Origin of the sequence: Micromonospora sp. CA-248089 (assembly GCF_050948515.1) — a bacterium.
In the GTDB taxonomy this organism is placed as follows: Bacteria; Actinomycetota; Actinomycetes; order Mycobacteriales; family Micromonosporaceae; genus Micromonospora.
The window spans coordinates 3,991,201-4,013,960 of the sequence record NZ_CP192016.1 but is presented as its reverse complement, the minus strand read 5'-3'; the positions used below and the strand labels follow the sequence as shown (position 1 = coordinate 4,013,960).

At 72.7% G+C, this 22,760-nt stretch carries 17 protein-coding genes; 11 read left to right on the top strand and 6 right to left on the bottom strand.

Translation table 11 applies throughout. The features are described 5' to 3' along the window. Together ACQP26_RS18900 and ACQP26_RS18895 are read right to left on the bottom strand one after the other, a co-directional pair. The gene (locus ACQP26_RS18900; protein ID WP_433493544.1) at positions 1 to 1,329 is read right to left on the bottom strand and encodes a formylglycine-generating enzyme family protein; all 1,329 of its coding nucleotides are present in this window, start codon (positions 1,327 to 1,329) and stop codon (positions 1 to 3) included. Between the two features lie 421 nt (positions 1,330 to 1,750). Beyond that, positions 1,751 to 3,007 carry an MFS transporter gene (locus ACQP26_RS18895; RefSeq protein ID WP_433493543.1) on the bottom strand — a complete coding sequence of 419 codons (1,257 nt, stop codon included), beginning with the start codon at positions 3,005 to 3,007 and terminating at the stop codon, positions 1,751 to 1,753. 59 nt (positions 3,008 to 3,066) lie between these two features. Here ACQP26_RS18895 and ACQP26_RS18890 point away from each other — a divergent pair, with 59 nt between their 5' ends. The 3 genes from ACQP26_RS18890 (at position 3,067) to ahcY (ending at position 7,312) form a co-directional block, all read left to right on the top strand. Next, a complete protein-coding gene (locus tag ACQP26_RS18890; RefSeq protein ID WP_269705388.1) occupies positions 3,067 to 4,344 on the top strand; it encodes an ATP-grasp domain-containing protein in 1,278 nt (425 codons plus the stop codon). A 338-nt stretch (positions 4,345 to 4,682) separates the two neighbouring features. Further along, positions 4,683 to 5,870, top strand: coding sequence for a methionine adenosyltransferase (metK, locus tag ACQP26_RS18885; protein WP_433493542.1), 1,188 nt, complete (start codon positions 4,683 to 4,685; stop codon positions 5,868 to 5,870). Further along, positions 5,867 to 7,312, top strand: a complete 1,446-nt coding sequence (gene ahcY, locus ACQP26_RS18880) for an adenosylhomocysteinase (protein WP_433493541.1) — start codon at positions 5,867 to 5,869, stop codon at positions 7,310 to 7,312. The genes metK and ahcY overlap by 4 nt, the downstream gene beginning before the upstream one ends. A 29-nt stretch (positions 7,313 to 7,341) precedes the next feature. Here ahcY and ACQP26_RS18875 read toward each other — a convergent pair whose 3' ends face one another. Next, positions 7,342 to 8,253, bottom strand: coding sequence for a helix-turn-helix transcriptional regulator (locus ACQP26_RS18875; RefSeq protein ID WP_433493540.1), 912 nt, complete (start codon positions 8,251 to 8,253; stop codon positions 7,342 to 7,344). 165 nt (positions 8,254 to 8,418) lie between these two features. Here ACQP26_RS18875 and ACQP26_RS18870 point away from each other — a divergent pair, with 165 nt between their 5' ends. Then, positions 8,419 to 9,276, top strand: a complete 858-nt coding sequence (locus ACQP26_RS18870; RefSeq protein WP_433493539.1) for an SDR family NAD(P)-dependent oxidoreductase — start codon at positions 8,419 to 8,421, stop codon at positions 9,274 to 9,276. A gap of 358 nt (positions 9,277 to 9,634) precedes the next feature. Here the strand turns inward: ACQP26_RS18870 and ACQP26_RS18865 are convergent, their stop codons facing one another. Then, a complete protein-coding gene (locus ACQP26_RS18865; protein WP_433493538.1) occupies positions 9,635 to 9,841 on the bottom strand; it encodes a hypothetical protein in 207 nt (68 codons plus the stop codon). Between the two features lie 24 nt (positions 9,842 to 9,865). Between ACQP26_RS18865 and ACQP26_RS18860 the strand changes: the two genes are divergently transcribed. The 3 genes from ACQP26_RS18860 to ACQP26_RS18850 are packed head-to-tail and all read left to right on the top strand — an operon-like array spanning position 9,866 to position 11,492. Then, the gene (locus ACQP26_RS18860) at positions 9,866 to 10,327 is read left to right on the top strand and encodes a hypothetical protein (protein WP_433493537.1); all 462 of its coding nucleotides are present in this window, start codon (positions 9,866 to 9,868) and stop codon (positions 10,325 to 10,327) included. A gap of 7 nt (positions 10,328 to 10,334) precedes the next feature. Further along, positions 10,335 to 10,817 carry an HAD domain-containing protein gene (locus ACQP26_RS18855; RefSeq protein WP_433493536.1) on the top strand — a complete coding sequence of 161 codons (483 nt, stop codon included), beginning with the start codon at positions 10,335 to 10,337 and terminating at the stop codon, positions 10,815 to 10,817. A 42-nt stretch (positions 10,818 to 10,859) separates the two neighbouring features. Continuing rightward, the gene (locus tag ACQP26_RS18850; RefSeq protein WP_433493535.1) at positions 10,860 to 11,492 is read left to right on the top strand and encodes a M23 family metallopeptidase; all 633 of its coding nucleotides are present in this window, start codon (positions 10,860 to 10,862) and stop codon (positions 11,490 to 11,492) included. A 7-nt stretch (positions 11,493 to 11,499) separates the two neighbouring features. On the opposite strand, the gene ACQP26_RS18845 is transcribed toward ACQP26_RS18850, so the two are convergent. Then, positions 11,500 to 11,913 carry a DUF4260 domain-containing protein gene (locus ACQP26_RS18845; RefSeq protein WP_269705395.1) on the bottom strand — a complete coding sequence of 138 codons (414 nt, stop codon included), beginning with the start codon at positions 11,911 to 11,913 and terminating at the stop codon, positions 11,500 to 11,502. 140 nt (positions 11,914 to 12,053) lie between these two features. Here ACQP26_RS18845 and ACQP26_RS18840 point away from each other — a divergent pair, with 140 nt between their 5' ends. From ACQP26_RS18840 to ACQP26_RS18830, 3 genes are all read left to right on the top strand, one after another. Further along, positions 12,054 to 12,593: a DUF1697 domain-containing protein gene (locus ACQP26_RS18840; protein ID WP_269705396.1), complete on the top strand. Its 540-nt coding sequence runs from the start codon at positions 12,054 to 12,056 to the stop codon at positions 12,591 to 12,593. A gap of 32 nt (positions 12,594 to 12,625) precedes the next feature. Continuing rightward, positions 12,626 to 15,724 (top strand): BTAD domain-containing putative transcriptional regulator, encoded by a 3,099-nt coding sequence (locus ACQP26_RS18835; RefSeq protein WP_433493534.1) that lies wholly within the window; start codon positions 12,626 to 12,628, stop codon positions 15,722 to 15,724. Between the two features lie 116 nt (positions 15,725 to 15,840). Continuing rightward, positions 15,841 to 17,502 carry a bifunctional 3-(3-hydroxy-phenyl)propionate/3-hydroxycinnamic acid hydroxylase gene (locus ACQP26_RS18830; protein WP_433493533.1) on the top strand — a complete coding sequence of 554 codons (1,662 nt, stop codon included), beginning with the start codon at positions 15,841 to 15,843 and terminating at the stop codon, positions 17,500 to 17,502. Positions 17,503 to 17,586: 84 nt separating this feature from the next. Here ACQP26_RS18830 and ACQP26_RS18825 read toward each other — a convergent pair whose 3' ends face one another. After that, on the bottom strand, positions 17,587 to 20,346 hold the full coding sequence (locus ACQP26_RS18825; protein WP_433493532.1) for a matrixin family metalloprotease: 2,760 nt from the start codon (positions 20,344 to 20,346) through the stop codon (positions 17,587 to 17,589). Between the two features lie 165 nt (positions 20,347 to 20,511). Here ACQP26_RS18825 and ACQP26_RS18820 point away from each other — a divergent pair, with 165 nt between their 5' ends. Beyond that, positions 20,512 to 22,545, top strand: a complete 2,034-nt coding sequence (locus ACQP26_RS18820) for a hypothetical protein (RefSeq protein ID WP_433493531.1) — start codon at positions 20,512 to 20,514, stop codon at positions 22,543 to 22,545. Positions 22,546 to 22,760 lie beyond the last annotated feature (215 nt).

Here is a 22,760-nt window from a genome sequence, read left to right as displayed (position 1 = left end):
TCACCCTGCCGCCGGGTAGACGCAGCGGAAACCGATCTCGTTGTGCTTGTCGGTCAGCAGGTCCTTACCCCGGTAGTAGGTCGTGAGGCACACCGGCGGCGAGGTCCACGTGCCACCACGCAAGCTGTAGAACGCGTCTCGCCGATTCATGAACTCGACCGGCTGCCGGCCCTTGAAGAACGGGTCCAGGTCGGCCTTCGTGAAGAAGTTCGTCCGGGTCATCTCCCACACGTTCCCGGCCATGTGGAGCAGCCCGTACGGGCTGGCGCCCTCGGGCAGGCTGTCCGCCGGCATCACCGGCTCCGCGGGCGTCGACGGCCCGACAGTGACCAGCACGCTCTCCAGACTGCGCAGGTCGTGCACCGAGGTGCCGAACGACCGCTCGACGTAGTTGGCCCGGCTCGGATCCCAGTCGTTGCCCCACGGGTACCGCCGGCCGTCCGCGCCCCGGGCGGCCTTCTCCCACTCGTCTTCGCTCGGCAGTCGTCCGCCGGCCCAGCGGGCGAAGGCCCACGCGTCGTACCAGTCCATCCCGGTCGCCGGGTGCTCGGGCCGGTTGAAGCGGGGGTCCCGGCGGTGCGCCGAGGCGTGGTCGGGCCGGGGCGGCTGGTCCGGGTGGTCGAACTCGGTGGTTCCCGCGGTCTCCTCGACGAACCGGTTGTAACGCTCGTTCGTCACCGCGGTCCGGTCGATGTAGAAGGCGGGCAGGTCCACGACCCGCAGCGGGTTGTCCTGGTCGTTCATCTGGAACGGCCCGGGCACCGTTCCGGTCGCCCCGGCGATGAACGGACCGGCCGGCACCAGCACCGCGTCCGCCAGCTGGGCGGACCGCTTCTTGACGGCCGCCACCCGGTTGAGGACGTCGGCGAAGTGCTGGTCTTCCAGCCGCCGCAGCTCATCGGGATCCTCGCTGCCGAAGATCGCGATCAGGGCCCGTTTGGTCAGTGCCGCGCCACAGCCGACCGGCTTGCGCAGGTAGGCGGGGCGGGTGAAGTTGCTCGGCCAGCCGGAGATGCCGATCAGGTCGCGGGCCGCCAGCGCGATCCGGTGCTCACCGGCCACGGTGATGGCGGTGAAGGCGACGCTGTCGACAGTGTCGTGGGTGGCCGCGGCGATGGCCCGCTGGGCGGCCTCGCGATCGGCGAAGCTCGCGCCGAGGATGCGGACGCAGGCGGCGCGTACCGGCCACTCGGGATGGGTGGCGGAGAGCTCGCAGAGACGGTCCAGGTCGGCATGCCGCTCGAGGTCGGCGGTCACCTGCTGGATGGCCAGCCAGTACTGATCGTCTGTCGTGCCGTCGAAGACGGCAGGATCACTCGTGACGGTCATGGACCCTTCCCTTCCTGATCACGTGGTGGGTGCCCGGCCACCCTGGGGAGGTGGCCGGGCTGCGATCGATCAGCGATCGCGCGGGGGCACGGACGTCACCACTTGGTGACCTCCTCGTCCTCGCGGGTCTCGATGAAACGGTCGTCCGACATGTCAGCACCTCCTCCCGGGGGAGAACCGGAAATCGGATCCGCGGTTGCGGCCCGAAACTCGAGGATCAGCCCGGATGGCGAATTGCTGGTGTCGGGAACGGTGCGGATGTGCCACCGGGGATGCGACCGAATGCGGTCCTATTCCCGTCGGTGGACCCGGGCCTGCGATGTCGACGAGTCTATGGAGGGCCCGCGAGGATCACTCAAGCGCGACTCGAGGCGCCGCCCGGTGGGGACAAGAATGGCGTCTCTGTTGCAGAACGGTTCATTCATTCCTGCCGTGTGACGGCGGTTCGGTTCCCTTTGTGCGCCTGGTGCGGGACCTGGTCCGGGTCCGCCGCCGGGGCCGGGCGGCCCGATCCCTGGGCCGGCGGTCTCCACATCAGGGTGCCGAGCGTGACTCCGACGGTGAGCACGACGACCAGTACGGTCGCGGTCACGGTGCTGGTCAGGTCCGCGGTCAGTCCGATGCCCATCGTCGACACCACGACCCCGAGGGGCAGCAGCGTGGCCCGCAACGTGGCCACCGTCGCCACCTCCTGCTCGGTGGCGGTCGCCACGACCAGGTTGTTGTACTGGACGAAGGCCACCTCGAAGAACAGCAGGAAGAACGCGTACGCGGTCAACGTCGGAATCTCGGCCCCGGCGAGGACCGCGGTGAGCAGGAAGGGCAGCGGCACCAGCGTCCAGATGAACGACGGCAGGCGATGGGCGTGACGCTGGACGGGAAGCGCCACGAACGAGCCCGCGAAGACGGCGAAGGCGGACACCGTGACAAAGGCGGCCACCAGGTCCGTGCCGCCTCCGAGCACGTCCCGGGGCACGGCGTTGACCGCGATGGTGTGGTAGCCCTGCAGGCACGCGACGAGGACGAACAGGACGAACAGGCGCCGCAGGTGGGCGTTGGCCAGGCGCAGCCGCGGTGGGCCGTCACCGCCCGCCGCCGGCGCGGGCACGGCCCCGGGGAGCGTGACGGCGAGCGCCGCCGAGAGCAGCAGGCTCGCCGCGTTCAGGGCCAGGATGGTCCGTACGCCCAGCGCCGGGTCGGCCAGCCCGGTGAGGACAGCGCCGATACTCGTTCCGCCCAGCTTGCCGATCTCGGCCAGGGTGTTGACCCGGCCGAGCCGGTCGGCCGGGATGGTCAGCTTGATCAGGACCGTCGCCGAGGACCGGGTCACCGCCTCCCCGAACCCCCGGACCATCAGTGCGACAGCGGCCACGAGGAAGAACGGGTTCCCGGACAGGGGCGTGGCGACGACGGCGAGCGTCAGCACCAGACTGGCGACCTCGGCGACGAGGATCAGGCGGGCCGGCGCGCGACCGGCGAGGAGCCGGTTGAGCGGCCGGACGAGGATCAGCGCCGGCAACCACGGCGCGGCGAGCACCAGGGCGGCCAGGAGGGTGGACCCGGTCACCTCGCTGACCTCGGTCGACAGGCGCAGGAGGACGAAGAAGCTGCCGGCGGTGTTCAGGAGCAACAGGGTCGGCACCACCGCGCCGACTCGATGCCTCAGGAGATCAGACACATGAATCCCTTACGGACAGTTGTGACTCGGAGGCGGGGCGTCGGCACTATGCTCGCCGCATGTCGCTCGATATCCCGGTAACCGGCGATGCCGAACGCGTCGTCGTCGTGGACGCGTACCTGCCCGTCCGTCCGCTGGTCACCGCGCTGCGCGATCGTGGCTACGCGTGCGTGCGGGTGCTCAGCACACCCGACGTACCGGAGGTGTACGCCGACGCGCCGTCGATCGCCGAGGACTTCGTGGCCGACATCGTGCACACCGGTGACTTCGACGCCACAGTGGCGGCGGTCGCCGCGCACGCCCCGGTCGCGGTCATGGCGGGCGGGGAGATCGGGGTGGAGTTTACGGACCAGCTGGCCGAGGCGCTCGGTCTGCTCACGAACGGCACCGCGACGAGCGCCGCCCGGCGGGACAAGTACCTGATGGTGGAGACGGTCCGAGCAGCCGGGTTGCGCGCCGCGGAGCAGGTCCGGGCCACCGACGAGGAGACGCTGCGCGAGTGGCACACCAAGCACGGCGGCCGGGTCGTGGTCAAGCCGTTGAGCAGCGCCGGCGGTGACGGCGTCTCCTTCTGCGACGACCCGGAGGAGTCGGTGGCCGCCTTCCGGCGGCTGGTCGGCAGCCGGAACATCTTCTCCGCCACGAACACCGGCGTGGTGGCCCAGGAGTACCTGGGCGGGCCGGAGTACATGGTGAACACGGTGAGCCGCGACGGCCGGCACTACGTGACGGACGTCTGGCGTACCACGCGGGTTCAGGCCAACGGGATGATCGACCTGGCCGATGCCCTCTGCCTGGTCGACTCGGGCAGCGAGGTGGTGCGGGCGTTGTCCCGCTATGCGTTCGGCGTGCTGGACGCGGTCGGCATCCGGCACGGCGCGGCCCACGTGGAGATCCGGCTGACTCCGTCCGGCCCCTGCCTGGTGGAGGTCGGTGCGCGCCTGCCCGGCGGAGGCATCGCCGTGCAGGCGGCCCGGGCCATCGGGGAGTCGCAGATGGACCTGGCGATCTCGGCGTACCTCGAGCCGGAGAGGTTCCTGGCGAAGGTCGGCACCGAGTACCAGGTGTCGCGCTTCTGTGCGATCGTCGGCATGGTCTCCCCGGTGGAGGGGGTGCTGCGCGCCTATCGTGGCCTCGACGAGATCCGCGCTTTGGAGGGTTTCGACAGCCTCACGTGTCTCGTCGCCCCGGGCGAGCGCATCAGCCGGACGGTGAACGACCTCGGCTACCCCGTGCTGGTGATCCTGTTCCACGAGAGCGAAGAGGTGGTGCAGACCGCCCTCAACAGCGTCCGGCTCATCAACGGCACGGGCTTCTACGAACTGGAGCCGAACTGAGCGGCGGCACCACCGGAGGCCGGCATCAGCCACGACGGGCCCGTCGGTGATGAACAGGATTCCTCCTCCTCGTGGCTGCGGGGCGCTCGCCACCAGTCCGGCCACGGCGGAACCCACGGCCGGGCCGGCCACAGCGGGCGGGGAACGGCCATGAGATGAGCAGTATCCCGAGCCCCGTGGGTCACGTCAACGACCGTCGATCACCCGTCCACTGTGGTGGCACGCCGGGCTCCACCCGTTCCCGACCGAAACGCTGATCCGGTCTCCTACCGTCGGTGCCCACGATCGAGTCGTCCGTGTCGGTGTGCCGGCCCGGGCCCATCCCTACCGGAGGTCACGTGGCTTCCCGCCTGTTCACGTCCGAGTCGGTCACGGAGGGCCACCCGGACAAGATCGCCGATCAGATCAGCGACGGCATCCTCGACGCGCTGCTCGCCCAGGACCCGCACAGCCGGGTCGCCGTGGAAACCCTCATCACCACCGGTCAGGTTCACGTGGCCGGCGAGGTCACCACCAAGGCGTACGCCGACATTCCGACGATCGTCCGGGAGACCATCCTCGGGATCGGGTACGACTCGTCGAAGAAGGGTTTCGACGGGGCGTCCTGCGGAGTGAACATCGCGATCGGCGCCCAGTCCCCGGACATCGCGCAGGGCGTGGACAACGCCGTCGAGTCCCGCACCGGCGCGTCGGCGCACGCGCTGGACGCCCAGGGCGCGGGGGACCAGGGCATGATGTTCGGTTTCGCGTGCTCGGAGACGCCGGAGCTGATGCCGCTGCCGATCGCCCTGGCCCATCGGCTGGCCCGGCGGCTGTCCGGGGTACGCAAGGACGGGACGATTCCGTACCTGCGGCCGGACGGCAAGACGCAGGTGACCATCGAGTACGAGGGCCTGCGGCCGGTGCGGTTGAACACGGTGGTCGTGTCGTCGCAGCACGCGGCCGGCATCTCGCTGGAGTCGCTGCTCACCCCGGACATCCGCGACCACGTCATCGCCCCGGAGCTGGAGGGCCTCGGCCTGGACACCGAGGGCTACCGGCTGCTGGTGAACCCGACCGGCCGGTTCGAGATCGGCGGTCCGATGGGTGACGCCGGCCTGACCGGCCGGAAGATCATCGTGGACACCTACGGCGGGTACGCCCGGCACGGTGGCGGCGCGTTCTCCGGTAAGGACCCGTCGAAGGTCGACCGCTCGGCGGCGTACGCGATGCGCTGGGTGGCGAAGAACGTCGTCGCCGCCGGGCTCGCCGAGCGGTGCGAGGCGCAGGTCGCGTACGCGATCGGCAAGGCCCATCCGGTGAGCCTGTTCATCGAGACCTTCGGCACCGAGACCGTGCCGGTCGCCTCGATCGAGAGGGCCGTTTCCGAGGTGTTCGACCTGCGGCCGGCCGCCATCATCCGGGACCTCGACCTCAAGCGCCCGATCTACGCGCAGACCGCCTCCTACGGGCACTTCGGCCGCGAGCTGCCGGACCTGACCTGGGAGAGCACCGACCGGGCCGGCGACCTGAAGGCGGCGGTGTGAGCGTCAACGAGGGCGACTACAAGGTGGCGGATCTGTCGCTTGCCGAGTTCGGGCGTAAGGAGATCCGGCTCGCCGAGCATGAGATGCCCGGTCTGATGGCGATTCGGCGTGAGTTCGCCGAGGTTCAGCCGTTGGCCGGTGCCCGTATCACTGGTTCGTTGCACATGACCGTGCAGACCGCTGTTCTGATCGAGACTCTGGTCGCGTTGGGCGCGCAGGTCCGGTGGGCGTCGTGCAACATTTTCTCCACCCAGGACCACGCGGCCGCGGCGATCGTGGTCGGCCCGGAGGGCACCCCGGAGGCGCCGGCGGGTGTGCCGGTGTACGCCTGGAAGGGTGAGACGCTGCCGGAGTACTGGTGGTGCACCGAGCAGGTGCTCGCCTGGCCCGACGGGCAGGGCCCGAACATGATCCTCGACGACGGCGGCGACGCCACCCTGCTCGTGCACAAGGGCGTCGAGTTCGAGAAGGCGGGTGTCGTGCCGCCGGTGGAGTCGGCTGATTCGGAGGAGTACGCGGTCATCCTCGAGCTGCTGCACCGGTCGCTGGCCGAGGACGGTCAGCGGTGGACCCGGATCGCCGCGGGGATCAAGGGTGTGACCGAGGAGACGACCACGGGTGTGCACCGGCTCTACGAGATGCACCGGGCGGGGACGTTGTTGTTCCCGGCGATTAACGTCAACGACTCGGTGACGAAGAGCAAGTTCGACAACAAGTACGGCTGCCGGCACTCGCTGATCGATGGCATCAACCGGGCCACCGATGTGTTGATCGGCGGGAAGATGGCCGTGGTGATGGGTTACGGCGATGTGGGTAAGGGTTGCGCGGAGTCGCTGCGTGGGCAGGGTGCCCGGGTGGTGGTGACGGAGGTCGACCCGATTTGCGCGTTGCAGGCGGCGATGGACGGCTATCAGGTCGCCACCCTGGATGATGTGGTGGAGCAGGCGGACATCTTCATCACCGCGACGGGCTGCTTCGATGTGATCACCAACGAGCACATGGCGCGGATGAAGCACCAGGCGATCGTGGGTAACATCGGGCACTTCGACAACGAGATCGACATGGCTGGTCTGGCCAAGCGTAGTGATGTGACGCGGGAGAACATCAAGCCGCAGGTCGACGTGTGGCGTTTCGACGACGGTCACGCGATCATCGTGTTGTCCGAGGGTCGTCTGCTGAACCTGGGCAACGCCACCGGTCACCCGAGCTTCGTGATGTCGAACTCGTTCGCCAACCAGACGATCGCCCAGATCGAGCTGTTCACCAAGACCGACGAGTACCCGATCGGTGTCTACGTGCTGCCCAAGCACCTGGACGAGAAGGTCGCCCGGCTGCACCTGGACGCCCTCGGCGCCAAGCTCACCACCCTGACCAAGGAGCAAGCCTCCTACCTGGGCGTCTCCCCGGAAGGCCCGTTCAAGCCCGACCACTACCGCTACTGAGCGCGGCCCGAGATCGACGGGCGGCGGCGTCAGAACGGGTCGGCGCGTTCGGTGCTCGCGTCGGCTGCCCGCGCCGGAGTGGACGGGGCCGTGCCGGGCACCGGCCCGGTCCGGGCGGCCAGCGAACCCAGCAGGCGCAGGTTGTCGTGCGACGGGCTGCCCGGATCGGTGGTGTAGATGAACAACGTCTGGTCCGCGTCGCCGGGCAGGGCGAGGGCCTCGTAGCGAAGGGTGATCGGCCCGACCGCCGGGTGGTTCATCCGCTTGGTGCCGTGCGTGCGCTCGTGCACGTGGCGGCCGTTCCACCAGGTACGGAACTCGGCACTCTTGATGGTCAGCTCGCCGACCAGCTCGCTGAGCTGCGGATCGTCGGGATGGCGGCCGGCGTAGAGGCGCAGCGTGCCGACCACGTCGGCCGCCACCGTCGGCCAGTCCAGGAAGGCGTCGCGGGCGTCCGGGTCGAGGAAGATCCACCGTACGTAGTTGCGGTGCCTCGGCGGCAGGAGCGTCCAGTCGGTGAGGAGCGCACGGGCGAGGGCGTTCGAGGCGAGCACGTCGGTGCGGCGCCCGAGGATGAGCGCGGGGTGCTCGGTCATCGAGGCGAGCAACTGGTGCATCGCCGCGCGTACCCGTTGGGCCGGCATCTGCCGGTCGCTGCGCCTCGCCGGCCGCGCGAGGTCGGCGAGGTGGGCGCGGGCGGCGGCGTCGAGCTGAAAGACCCGCGCCAGGGCGTCGACCACAGCGGGCGACGGGCTGGTGTGCCGGCCCTGTTCGAGCCGGGTGTAGTAGTCGACGCTCACGCCGGCGAGCATCGCCACCTCCTCGCGGCGCAGTCCGCGGACGCGGCGTCCCTGCGTCTCCGCGGCGATGCCGGACGCCTCCGGAGTCAGATCGGCCCGGCACTGACGAAGGAACCGGCCGAGGTCTGAGTGTCCCGCCATGCCCCAATGATCCGCCGCGAGGTCGTCCGGCGACACCGCCCGGGTGGGTACGCCGTTCCCCGGCAGCGCTGGGCCTGCCACGCCGTGTTCGCGGCCCTCCGTCGTCCGCAGCATGGGAGGTGTTCCCAGCCGGGGACGGCACGACATCGACACGTAGGAGCTCTCATGTCCTTCCCGACCGCCGGTCCGGCCACCTGGTTCGTCACCGGCACGTCCCGCGGTATCGGTCTGGAACTGGTCCGGCAGCTGCTGGAGCGGGGCGACAACGTCGCGGCGACGACCCGCTCGGCCGAGCGCCTCGGTGCGGCCCTCGGAGCCGTCGACCGCGAGCGGCTGCTTCCCCTCGAACTCGACCTGACCGACGAGGCGGCGGTGGCAGCGGCCGTCCGCGCCGCCACCGGCCGCTTCGGCGGGCTCGACGTCGTGGTCAACAACGCCGGGTACGGCTTCCTCGGCGCGGTCGAGGAAGCCGCCGACGCCGAGGTCCGGGCGATGTTCGAGGTGCAGATCTTCGGCGTCTGGAACGTGCTTCGCGCGGCCCTGCCCGGCATGCGCGTCGCCGGCAGCGGCCACGTCATCAACGTGTCCTCGATCCTGGGCCTGACCGCCTTCCCCGGCTGGGGCCTCTACTGCGCGGCGAAGTACGCCCTGGAGGGCCTGTCGGACTCCCTGGCGGCCGAGGTCGCGCACCTCGGCATCAAGGTCACCGTCGTGGAGCCCGGGTACACGCGTACCGACTTCCTGCGGCCGTCCTCCCTCGGCCTGCCGGCCGGCACCACAGACGGCTACCAGGCGATCCGCGAGATGACCGAGGCGCACCTGGCCATGCCCGGCACCCAGCTCGGCGACCCGGTCAAGGCGGCGGCCGCCATCATCGAGGTGGCCGTCCGCGGCGACGCCCCGCTGCACCAGGTGCTCGGTTCCGACTCCTACGACCTCGCGAAGGCCCGCGTGGCGGCGCTGCTCAGCGACATCGAAGCCGGCCGCGAACTGGCGCTCACCACGGACGTCGACCAGGCCTGACCGCGATCGGGGCGCCCTCGCGCACGCGTCGGCCCGTCTCCCGAGGTGGAGGCGGGCCGACGGACGATCCGGACGATGTCGGAGCCCGTGGCTATCCTTTCGCGGTGCCGTACGCCGATCTCAGCTTCGCGCAGTGGAACGACCTCTCCGAGGGCGCCGCCGGCCGGTTGACCCGGGATATCGCCGCGCGGCACGAGTTGACGGTGGTCGGCCTGCGGGACACCGCGTACGCGGGGCGGTCGCACCGGACGGCGCTGTTCGACCGCGGCGGCATGCGGTTCGCCCTCGTACCCGGTGGTCGGCCGGCGCTCGGCTACGATGCGGGCCGGTTCCGGCCCGCCGCGCACCAGGCCGCCGACTACGCCGACAGCGCCGCCGAGTTCGGGCTTCCGCCGCTGCCCGAGTTCGTCGACGCGATGACGTCGCCCGTACGCGACGTCGACATGCCGGCGATGCTGGTCGCGGTGGACGCCTTCGACCCGTGCGAGGTTCCGCTGGCGCCGGACGACCCTCGGGTGCGGGAGTTGGTCGCGTCGGCCGGGAACCGGTTCGGCGGGGTGCGCACCTTCCGGTCGGGTGACGGGCTTCCGTGGAGTTCGACCGGGCGACCGGGCAGGTGGTGCGTGCCCGGGCGATCCGCGCGGTCTCGTACGACGAGGCGGTGGCCGGCCTCGCCAGCCTCGGCGTGCGGACGACCACTCCGGATGAGTGGGAGTGGGCGTGTGGTGCCGGTGCGACGACGTTGTTCCGCTGGGGTGACGACTGCCCCGGCGACGGCTATCCGTACGACCACAGAACCGGCCCGCACCGGCGGGAGAACCTCTGGGGACTGGCGATCGGGCAGGATCCCTACCGGCACGAGGCGACGACCGAGCGCACCGTGGTGTGCGGTGGCGACGGCGGCGGTGCCACCTGCGGCGGGAGCGGCTTCTTCCTGGGCTGGCTCACCCTGGCGACCGCGTACCGCGACGAGGACTTCGGCCGGTGGTTCGCCTCCGACGACGGCTACGCCGACGAGATCCTGACCCGGCCGGTCGTCGAGCTGAGCTGAGGCCCGGATGGCGACCGGACCCGCGGGATTCGATCGTCCGCTGCTGTTCCTGGACGTCGACGGGACGCTCCTGCCCTTCGGCGGCTCCGCCGGGCCGTCGGAGGTCGGCGCCAACCCGCTGCTGGCCGGTCTGGACGCCGGCCACGGCCCCCGGCTCGCCGCGTTGCCGTGCGATCTCGTGTGGGCCACCACCTGGATGCACGACGCCAACGAGGTGCTCGCGCCGCGGCTCGGCCTGCCTCCGCTGCCCGTCGTCGACTGGCCGGACGACGACGAGGACGACGGTGGCCGACTGCACTGGAAGACGCGGCGGCTCGTCGAATGGGCCGCGGGACGCCGGTTCGTCTGGCTGGACGACGAGATCACCGACGCCGACCGGAGGTGGGTGGCGGGGAACCACGACGCGCCGGCACTCCTGCACCGCGTCGAGGCGCGCCGCGGCCTCACCGGCGCGGACCACCGGCTCGTCGCGCGATGGCTGAGCGGATAGACCGGTCATCCTGTCCCCAGCCCGCCTGTCATGCTCGAACCGATGACCACCGAGCGTCCCCACGGCCCGCGTCGCCGCCTCCCACGCGTCCTGCTGATCGTCGGTGCCCTCGCGGTGCTCGTCGCCGGCGCGGTGGTCGTGGTGCCGCTGGTACGGCCTCCGGGCCCACGACCGGACTTCCAGCTTCCGGTGGCCTGCGGCGAGACGTGGCGGCTGTCCACCTATCCGGGGCACGACGACTACGACGTCGACCTGTTCCCGACCTCCGGGGACGCGTGGGGACGCCCGGTGCTCGCCTCCGCCGCCGGCACCGTCACCGTCGCGGGGATCAACGGCTCGCTGGGCGGTCGTACCCCGGACGATCCCGACGGGCCGCGCGGTCGTGGCGGCGGCTACTGGGTCAAGATCGACCACGGTGGCAAGTGGGAGACGCAGTACCTGCACCTGCTCGAACCGCCGTCGGTGAAGGCCGGTCAGCGGGTGGCCCGGGGCGAGCGGATCGGGCGGGTCGGCAGCACCGGGAACTCCGGCGCACCGCACCTGCACTACGAGCAGCGCCGCGGCTGGGAGAAGGTGGAGGCCCACTTCGACGGCGTGCCGTCCGGGATCACGTCCGACGACCGCGAGTACTCGGTGCGGCTGACGAGCGCGAACTGCGACCCGGCGCGCCCGTGACCGGACGTCAGCGTGCGTCAGTAGCGGTCCGGGCGCGGCGGGCCTTCCCGATCAGGCCGAGGTGGGTGTGCTCGAACCCCTCGCCCGTCTTGAGCCCGTAGCCCAGCGCGCGGTCGACGGCGATGTGGAACGCCCACGCGACGGCCAGGACGCCGAGCCAGTCGATCCGTTCGCCGGACGCGGCCGCCGCCACGGCCACCGCGCCGAGCGCCGCCGGTAGCGCGTACGAGTGCGCCAGGTTGTAGCAGGCGGCGCCGACGCGCGGCCCGCGCAGGTAGCCGAGCATGGACAGGTCGAACACGAGGAACAGGGCGAGCAGCGACCACCACGGGTATCCGGCCGCGACGGTCACGACGACGGCGAGGACGGCGACGACGGCGGCCTCGACGCGCTGCGTCACGACCGGGTTGAGCTGCGGCATCTCCCACCTCGATGTCAGTGCGGGGACCGGCCGGCTCACGCCGCGACCGGCCCGGACAGCGTACGCAGGCGGCGGCCGGCCGGTGCGTCGAGGTCACGGACGTACCATGGGGACGCCACGGGCGGTTACCATCCCGAGTCATGGCCAGGTACGTCGCTCTGCTGCGGGGCGTGAACATCGGTGGCGCCAGTTCCATGGTGATGGCGGAGCTGAAGGAGGTCTTCGTCTCCTGCGGCTTCGACCGGGTGGCGACCTACATCCAGAGCGGCAACGTGGTGTTCGGCTGCCCGGAGACCGACGAGGCCGCGATCCTGGCCCAGATCGGCCGGGCCGTCACGCGGCGGTGGGGCCGGGACGTACCTGTGGTGCTGCGCAGCCTGGCCGAACTCGACGCGATGATCGCCGCGAATCCGTACCTCGACGTGCAGACCGATCTGACGAAGTTGCTCGTCACGATGCTCAGCAGCGACCCGGGGGCGGACAAGCAGGCGGCGCTCGCGTCCCCGCCCGGCGAGACCGGGACGCTGACGCTTGTCGGCCGGGACGTGTTCGTGCACGTTCCGGACGGGTACGGGCGCAGCAAGCTCGGCAACGCCTTCGTGGAGAAGAAGACGGGTGTGGTCGGGACGACACGCAACTGGCGCTCGGTGCTGAAGTTGCGTGAGATGGCGGCGGCCTGACCCGGCCCGGGACACGACGGGTCGTTGCCGAGGTGACGGTGCAGTTCCGGGTGCTGGGCCCGCCGGAGGTCGTCCGGAACGGCCGGGTGGTGCCCCTCGGCGGGCCGAAGCAGCAGGCACTGCTGGCCCTGTTCCTGCTGCGGCCGAACCGGTTCGTCGCCGCCGACTGGCTGGTCGACGCGCTCTGGGACTCGCGACCGCCGGCCAGCGCCCGGACGACGCTGCGGACGTACGTCGCGGGGCTGCGCCGGGTGGTGGAAGCGGAACGGCCGCACGGCGAGCCGGCCCGCGTCCTGCGCAGCCACCCGCGAGGGTACGAACTGCGGGTCGCCCCCGACGCGGTGGACGCGATCCGGTTCGGTGCCCTGGTGGACCGGGCGGCGGACGCGCTCGCGGCCGGACAGCCGGCAGCCGCCGAACAGTGCTACACCGAGGCGCTGGCGTTGTGGCGCGGCGAACCGCTGGCGGGCGTGGCCGACCTGGCCGCGGTACGTCCGGAGGCAGTACGGCTGGCGGAGCTGCGGTTGAGCGCCGAGGAGGGGCGGTTGACCGCCGCCGTCGCGGCCGGACGGCATGCCACGCTGCTGCCGGAGCTGCGCCGGTTCGTGTCGGCGAACCCGCTGCGCGAGGGCGCCCGGGCGCAGCTGATGCTGGCGCTGTACCGCTCGGGGCGGCAGACCGAGGCGCTCGCCGTCTTCGACGAGGGGCGCCGGATCCTGGCCGGCGAGTACGGGATCGACCCCGGTGAGCAGATCCGGGCGGTGCACCGGCTGATCCTGGACCAGGCCGTACCGCCGGACCACGGCAGCCCCGCGGACGCGGGCGGCCCGGCGGCGGCCGGGACGGCGCCGCAGCGGGACGGCGGACCGCTCGTGGGGCGGGACGCCGAGTTGGAGCGGCTGCGGGCGGCACTGGACGCGGCCACCGGGCACGGCGGGCGGGTGCTGACGCTGGTGGGGGAGGCCGGCATCGGCAAGACCAGCCTCGCCGCGGCGCTCGGCGAGCGGGCCGCCGCGACGGGCGTCCCGGTGCTCTGGGGTCGCTGTCCGGACGTCGGGCAGGCGCCGCCGTTCTGGCTGTGGAGCCGGGTGGTGCGCGCGCTGGTGGCGATGCCGCAGACCCGCGCCACCGGCTCGGCGGGCCGGCTGGACGGGTTCGCCGCGGGCGCGCCGGGCGGACCGGCGGACGGTCGCGGTCCGGACCCCACGGCGCGGTTCCAGGTGTACGAGGCGGTGGCGGACCTGGTGCACGGGGCGGCCCGGCAGCACGGACTGCTGATCGTCCTGGACGACCTGCACGCGGCCGACCCGGACTCGTTGCTGTTGCTGCGCTTTCTCGCCACCGCTCTGCCGGCGTCCCGGGCGCTGGTGGTCGCCACGCTGCGGCCGTACGACCAGGATCCGGCCCTGGTGGCGACGGTGGCCGAGATGGCCCGCGGGCCGGGCTTCGGTCAGGTCCGGCTCGCCGGGCTGGACGCCGCGGCGGTCGCCGACCTGGTCCGGGACCGGACCGGCGTGGCGCCGCCGGAGCCGGTGGTGACCCGGCTCGTGACCCGTACCGGCGGGAATCCGTTCTTCCTCACCGAGCTGCTGCGCTCGCGGACCGACGCGGGCTCCGCCGGGGAGCTGCCACCGAGCATCCGCGACACGGTACGGCTGCGGCTCGACGGGCTGCCCGGTCCCACCCGGCGCTGCCTCGACCTGCTCAGCGTGGCCGGGCACGAGCTGGACCTGGCGGTGCTGGCGGCGGCGCTGCACCTCACCGCCGAGGCGGTCGCCGAGGACCTCGCCCCGGCGTACCCGGCGGCGCTGGTGGTCGAGACCGGGCCGGGCGCGCTCGCGTTCCGCCATCCGCTGATCGCCGAGGTCACCTACGCCGAGCTGGTCCCGCCGCGCCGGGCCGCGCTGCACGCCCGTCTGGCCGCCGCGTACGAGCGGACGGCCGGCACCGCACCGGCGGAGCTGGCGCACCACTACGGCGAGGCGATCGGGCTCGGCCACGGCGAGGACCACCTGCGGTGGTCGCTGCGGGCCGCCGACGACGCCACCCGTCGGGTCGCCTACGAGGACGCGCTGGGCCACCTCGAACGCGCCGCGCGCCGGCTGGCCCCGGCCGCCCGGGCCGCGCCCGGCGCGGCGCGCACCGAGCTGACCGTCCAGCTGCACCGGGCGGCCCTGCTCCAGATGACGGTGGGCGTCGGCAGCGACGCCGTCGACCGGGTCTGCGCCCGGGCCCGGGAGCTGCTGACACTCGTCGGGCCGGACGCGGACATCCGCCACGCGCTCTGGGCGCTCGGTGAGCTGGCCGCCAACCGGGCCGAGTTCGCGATCTGCGCCGACCTCGCCGGGCGGCTCGTCCGCGCACCCGACGACGGCAGCGGGCTGATCGCCGTGGCCGGTGAGTACCTGCTGGGCGCGGTCGGCTACTTCACCGGCCGCCAGAGCGAGGGCGAACGGCGGCTCACCGCCGGGATCGACCGGCTGCGTACCGTCGAGCGGGCGCTGCTGCGCCGCGAGGTCGGCCGGCGTCCGGTGCTGGCCTGCCACAACTTCCGGGCGCTCGTGCGCTCGATGCGCGGCGACCCGGCGGGCGCCCGGTCGGACATCGCGGCGGCCGAGGCCCTCGCCGAGGAGCTCGACGACCCGTACGGCCGGGCCAACGCGGCGCTCTACGCCGCCTGGCTGGCGATGCAGGAGCACGACGTCGCCGCGGCCGACGCGGCGGGACGGCGGTGCCGGGACATCGGCCGGGCCACCGGGCTGCCGCACATGACGGCGACCGGCGCGTACTTCCTCCAGTGGGCCGCGGCGCGCGGCGGCGACCACGGCCGGCTCGACGCGATGCGCGCCGCCGCTGACGATTTCTACCGTCCCGGACTGCGGTCCACCCGGACCATCACGTGCGCGGCGATGGCCGAGGCGTACCTGACCGCCGGCCGCCCGGAGACCGCTGCCGCGCTGGCCGAGGAAGGGCTGGCCGTGGCGGACCGGACCGGCGAGCGCGTCGTCGTCGCGGAGCTGCACCGGATCCGCGGGGTCGCGCGCGGTGACCGCGCGGAGTGGGATCTCGGCGCCCGGATCGCCGCCGAGCAGGGCGCCGGGCTGCTGCTGCCCCGCTTCGCGGTCTTCTGACCGGTGTGGAGGCCCACCTCCACGCCTTCTCCACACCCCTTCCACGCCGCTGCGGTGCCCTGGTCGGTGTGGGACGGCCGGAGCCGTCCGGGACCACGTTCCGAAGGGGCAGCACAATGGAATCAGTTCAGCCGCCGGATTCTCAGGCGGTCCAGGAGGTCGAGGTCGCCGTCATCGGCTGCGGGCCGGTGGGCGCGCTCACCGCCAACCTGCTCGGCGCCCGCGGCGTCACCACGCTGGTCGTGGAGCGCAGCGCGACACCGCACGGCCAGCCGCGGGCCTTCTCCTGCGACGACGAGGCGCTGCGCATCTACCAGCAGGCCGGCCTGCTCGACGAGATACGCGACGCGACGATCGCGCCGCCACTGGTCGAGTACGTCAACCGCGCCGGCCGGGTCTTCGCCCGGATGAAGCTGTCCGAGACGGACTTCGGGTACGGGCACGCGCCGCTGCGCTTCTTCGACCAGCCGCGACTGGAACACACGCTGCGCACCGGGCTGGACCGCTTCCCGCACGTCCAGCTCGCACTCGGCACCGAACTGGTCGGCCTGACCCAGGACGACGACGGCGTGACGGTGCTGTTGTCCGACGTGGCCACCGGGCAGCGGCGGGCCGTCCGCGCCCGGTACGTGCTCGGCTGCGACGGCGCCCGCAGCGCCACCCGCGCCGCGGTCCGGATCCCGCTGTCCGGGGCGAGCTACGCCGAACCGTGGCTGGCCGTCTCCGGCGACGTGCCGCCCGACGCGGTACGGGTGCCCGACACCACGTTCGTCTGCGACTGGCAGCGCCCGGCGTTCGTCTCTCCGGGCGCGGCCGGCAGCTACCGGATGGAGTTCATGCTGCGCCCGGGCGAGACCGAGGCCGAGATGCAGCGGCCGGAGACCATCGCCGCGCTCGTCTCGCCGTACGTCGACCCGGACCGGTTCACCGTCACCCGGGCGGTGGTCTACACCTTCCACCACCTCGTCGCGCAGCGGTGGCGGGAGGGGCGGGTGTTCCTGCTCGGCGACGCGGCCCACCAGATGCCCCCGTTCATGGGCCAGGGCCTGTGCAGCGGCCTGCGCGACGCGGCGAACCTGTCGTGGAAGCTGTCGCTGGTGCTGTCCGGCGCCGCCGGCACCGAGGTGCTCGACACGTACGAGACCGAGCGGCGCCCGCACACTGTGGAGATGGCGCGGACGAGCGTCCGGCTGGGGCACGTCTTCCTGGCCCGCAACCGGGTCGCCGCCGGGCTGCGCGACGCCGCGCTGCGGGCGGTCCAGACGATCCCCCGGGTACGGCGGTTCGTGGAGCGGTTCGAGTTCAAGCCGGTCCCGGCGTACCGGCGGGGCCTGATGGCCGGCGGGCGGCGCGCCGGCGTGGTCGGGACGATGTTCCCCCAGCCGCGCGTCCTCGTCCCGGGCGCCCCCGGCGAGCGCCTGCTCGACGAGGCGCTCGGCGACGGTTTCGTCGTGCTCGGCCGCGCCGGCGTGGACAACCCGCTCGAAGTGTGGCGACCGGGGCTGCCGGTGCGGTTCGTCGCGGTCCACCCGTCCGGTACGCCGCTGGCCGACCTGCCGGACGTGTCCGGGGACAGCGGGTACGACCGGGTCGACGTTGTCGACGCCGACGGGGTGCTCGGCGCCTGGCTGCGGCGGCACGGCGCCGACCTGGTGGTGCTGCGGCCGGACCGGTTCGTGTTCGCGCTGGTGCGGCCCGGCGGCGTCGAGCAGGCCGGGCGGGACCTGTCGGCCGCCCTCGGCGTGCCACGGCGGCTCGCCGGCTCAACCTGGACCTGATGAGGAAGGGACCCGCGCTCAACTGGAAGACCCACTGCCCGGACCTCGTCCGGCACGTCCTGTCGGGTTGAGCGCGGGAACCGCTCACACCACGTCGGACACCCGGGTCAGGTTGGTGCGCTGCCAGTCGTGGTCGCCGAGCGAGCGGGACAGCAACTGGATGTTGCCGTTCGCCGCCGTGTAGGTGATCTGGAGCCGGCCCCCGGCCGGCCACACCGACAGCAGGCTACGGCCGACCGGCGGCATGCCGTCGATCTGCACCCGCTCGGCCTGCCACGTGTCACCGTCGCCGGTCAGCTCCCACAGCCCGCCGTCGACATCGGCGACGACCACCAGCCAGGTGTCGGCCGCGCCGTCCGGGCCGGGGAGCCGCTGCACCGCCGACGAGACGCACTCGGGCAGGCCGAGCTCGGCCGTCAGCGACCGGGTGTGCCAGGCACCGTCGTCGCCGACGGCGTACATCCGGACGTCCTGCCGGTGGTCGACGCCGAACACCCGGTGCCGCTCGCCGGCCCGGTGCTCGCCCCACAGCGGCAACATGGTCAGCGGCAACGGGTTCTCCGCCTGGGTGGCCCAGGTCAGCGACATCTGCCCCCAGCCCTCGGGGCCCTCCCACAGCATCCGCAGGTGCTCCTCGGCGTCCCGGTAGACGATCACGTCGAGGCCGGTGACGCCGTCGACGTACCCGAAGGGGGTGCCGTCCGGCACGGCCGCGCCCTCCACCGACACGTCCTGCCAGACCCAGCCCTGTCCGGGGGCCTGGGACAGCCGGATCACCCGGCCGTCGGTCGCGCCGTACACCACCCGCTGGGTGTCGCCGTTGCGGTAGGCGTGGGTGCCGTAGCGCACGGCGGGCGGGCCGCCGCTGTCCTGCGTCAGGTCACCCCACCACCACTGGCCCTGGTCGTACCAGATCTGGTGGACGTGGCCGCCCTCGCCCGGGTAGACGTACGACGGCACGCCGTCGTGGGCGAAGAACGGCGACGGGGAGCTGCCGCGGGCCATCCGGGGCGCGCCCACGTCCGCGGTGAGCCGCGTCCACGTCCACCCGTCGCCCTCGGGGTAGTGCACCACGAGGTGCCGCTCACAATCGGAGTAGGCGACGTGGTCGGCCTCGGGCAGCACCCGGATGCCGACGCCGTCGGTGAACGGCAGCCGCCCGTACATGGCGAACAGGCCGTTGCGGTCGTCGGACTTGGGCACCCGGTACCAGCTCGCGTTGCGGTGCATCACGTTGCCGCTCTTGCCGTGGTTGAGCCCGAACGCGTGGCCGATCTCGTGCGTGGCGACGTGCCGGAAGTCGGGTCCGTGCAGGTCGACGTCGAAGTACCCGTGTGCATCCCAGTTGATCTTCCGGTTGAAGATGACCGGGAGCTGACCGGCCGCGTCGGGCCAGCCCGGGGCGGCCGACCACTTGGTCACCGCGTACACGGTCCGGAACCAGCCGGTGTCGTGGAAGACCGGATCGTCGCCGACGGAGAAGACGATGTCGGCCTGCGCCGGGTCGAAGACGCGGGTGAACTCGAACGGCCCGTTCCAGTTCTCACCCAGCACCTCGCGCCACACCTCGAGCGACACCTGGATCAGTTCGTGCTTGAGCGCGTCGGTGAAGTCGTCCCGGGCGTACGGCATCGTCATGTCACCGAGGTGGTAGGTCAGGTTCGTGTGCCGGAAGTGCCCGCCCTGAAGGACGAAACCGGCGGTGCCCGGCCGGTCCGGGGTGCCGCAGCCGGGCGCGGTCAGGTGGGCGGCGGTGACGGCGTCGGGCCGCCCGGTCACCGGCAGTTCGTGGAACGTCTGGTACGCCCGGATCGCGGCGCCCAGCCCGGTGGCCGGCGCGAAGCCCGCCTCGGTGAGCAGCGTGGCCACCGCGTCCAGGGGCAGGTCCGCGACGTCCGGCCGGATCAGCGACACCGTGCCGTCCGCCACGTCGCCCACGTACGCCGTGCCGTCGGCGGTGACCGCCACCGCGTACGGGGCGTGGCCGGTGGTGATCGGATCGAGCGTGCGCGGCGCGTACGGGTTGGTGGTGTCGACGAGCTGGACGCCCTTGTCTGTCGCCAGCCACGCCCGGGACAGTCCCGGTACGGCCGCGAGATCGCGGACGCCGGCCGCGCTCCCCACCGCGCCGAGGCGCCGGCCGGTGTCCGGGTCGTGCACGCCGACCAGCGGGTGCACGGTGCCGCCACCGAGCGAGCCGAGGTAGACCATGCCGTCGTGCGCGACGGCCAGCTCGCCCGGCTGGAGGTGGGCCGGCTCGATCGGCGCCACGGTGAGCGTCCCGTCCGGGCGCAGCACGGCGAGCGCGTCGTCAGCCGGCACGAGGCCCTTGACGTACAGCGCCGCGTAGACGGTGCCGTCCGGGGCCACCGCGAGGCGGTTCGGCGCCGACGGCAGCGACACGAAGCGCCGCTGGGTGGTGTCCGCCAGCTCGATGACCTGCAGGCGTTTGTGCGCCCAGTCGGCGACGTACAGCAGGTCGGCCACCGGGTCCACGGCGATCGCGATCAGCCCGAAGCCGATCGGGATGTCGGTGACCGTTCCGGTGGCCAGGTCGCACCGGGAGACGCTGTAGCTCTGCACCCCCCGGTTCATCACGTACGCCTGCCCGCGTCCGGGGTGCCAGGCCACCGCGCGGGGCTCGTGGCCGACCGGCAGGGACGGCCGGACCGGGGCGAGGGTACGGGGGTCGAGGACGTGCAGCCGGCCGGCGCCGGACGTGGGGTAGTGGGCGACGAGCAGCGCCGTGCCGGTGTCGGTGATGGCGTGCACCGAGCCGGGGTCCCCGGGGGTGCCGAGGGCGACCTGGAGCTGAGGTGGTGGGGTGGGAGTGGGAGTGGTCATGACGTCCTCCACTGGACGTGAGTGCTTCGCCACCCACCGTAGGGCCGTGCGCCTGACCAGCGGATTCTTCGTCGTTGATCCGGCAGCGTCGATGTCCGGGCCCTTGCCGAGATCCGCTCACGAGCGTAGGAAGAACACCACCGTCCGATGTCGAAGGAGACGCCCGTGCCCACCCCCAGACGGCTCCGTCTCGCCGTGTCCGCGTTGGTGACCGCGTCGGTCGTGCTGCTCGGCTCCGGCGCCGCTGCCGCGCCGTCCGCACCGCCCGCGCCGGCCGGTCAGCGGTCCTGCGACCCGATCGATCCGGCGGCCTGCCTGCTGCCGTTCCCCAACGACTACTTCACCGTGCCGGACCGCGGCACCCCGACCGGCAAGCGGGTCCGGTTCGCGGCCTCCGCGATGCCCGCCAACGTGCTCGGCGTGCCGATCGACCCGGCGGAGTGGAACCGGCAGGACGGGTTCAGCCCCGGCTCGCCGATCCTGGCGCGCGTACCCGGTCTCGACGTCACGCGGACCCGGATCGCGCCGGTCACCGACGTGGGCCGCTCGCTGGCGCCGGACGCGCCGGTCGTGCTGCTCGACGCCCGCACCGGCAAACGTACGCCGTACTGGGCCGAACTGGACGCGCACGCCGCGGGCAGCCCGGACCGTCAGGTGCTGATCATCCGGCCGGCGGTGGCGCTGACCGAGGGCGCGAGGTACGTCGTCGGCCTGCGCGACATGCGCGACGGCGACGGCGCGCTCATCCCGGCGCCGAAGGCGTTCCGCGCCTACGTCACAGGCGCCGGCCTGGACCGGCGGGACCCGCGCGCGCCGCAGATGAAGCGGATCCTCGCCGACCTGAGCCGGGCCGGCGTCAAGCGGCACAGCCTCTACCTGGCCTGGGACTTCACGGTGGCCAGCCGGCACGGTCTGACCGGGCGGATGCTGGCGGTCCGGGACGGCGCGTTCGCCGCGCTCGGCCGCCGCGCCCCCTCGTTCACCGTCACTCAGGTCACCGACTACACGCCCGAGCAGGACCCGCTGATCGCCCGGCAGGTGACCGGCACCGTCGCCGTACCGTCCTACCTGACCGGTGACGGGGGACCGGGTTCCCGGCTGCACTACGGGCCGCCCGGCGGCGACGGCACGCCGCCGACGCCGGACGCGCTGCCCACACCGTCCGGCACGACGGTGGCGGCCGACTTCGTCTGCAACATCCCGCGCAGCGCCTCCGCCGCGAAACCGGCCCACCTGTCGCTCTACGGCCACGGCCTGCTCGGCCGGCCCACCGAGATCAACGCGGGCAACGTCAAGACCATGTCGCAGACGTACGACTTCACCTTCTGCGCGACGAGCTGGATCGGCATGGCGGCCGCCGACGTCCCGTACGTCGCCGGTGCCTTCACCGACCTCAGCGCCTTCCCCGCGGTGGCCGACCGGCTCCAGCAGAGCTTCCTGAACTTCCTGTTCCTGGGCCGGACGATGATCCACCGCAACGGCTTCGCCGCCCACCCGGCGTTCCGCGACGCCGCCGGGCGGCCGCTGATCGACGTGGCCGGCGGCCTGCACTACGACGGCAACAGCCAGGGCGGCATCAACGGCGGCGCGCTCACCGCCATCGCCCAGGACTGGACCCGGTCGGTGCTCGGCGTGCCCGCGATGAACTACTCGACGCTGCTGCAGCGCAGCGTCGACTTCGCTCCGTTCCAGACGGTGCTGGACGGCTACTACCCCGACAAGGTGGACCAGCAGCTGATCTTCGCGCTGCTCCAGATGCTGTGGGACCGGTCCGAGGCCAACGGGTACGCCCAGCACATGACCGACCGGCCGCTGCCGCGTACCCCGGCGCACCGGGTGCTGATGCACGTCGCCTTCGCCGACCAGCAGGTCTCCACGGTCGCGGCGGAGGTGCAGGCCCGCACCATCGGCGCCCGCCTGCACACCCCGGCGCTCGCCGACGGCTGGTCACCGGACGTGCGGCCGTTCTGGGGCATCGCGCCGATCCGCCGGTACCCGTACGCCGGCTCGGCCATGGTGGTGTGGAACAGCGGCGCCGCGTACGCGCCGCCGTCGACGAACCTCGCCCCCGCCGGACCGGAGTACGGCGAGGACTCGCACGAGTTCCCGCGCGCCCAGGCCGGCGCCCAGCGGCAGAAGGCGGTGTTCCTGCTCACCGGCAAGGTGATCGACGTCTGCGCGGGCGGCCCCTGCCCGTGACGTAGCGCTACGGGGCACGGCCGGCGCGCGGGCGCCGCGCCGGCCGTGCGCCCCGCTGTCGCCCGGCCCCGGGTCGGTACGCAACTCCGCCGCCGACCGGCTCGTTGGGGCCACGAGGGGCGGGCGGAGGAGGGCGATGGCGGCCGGACGGGGTGCGGAACTGCTGCGCCCACCGTCGAGTGCGGGCCGGGCCACGCTCCTGGAACTGTTCTTCG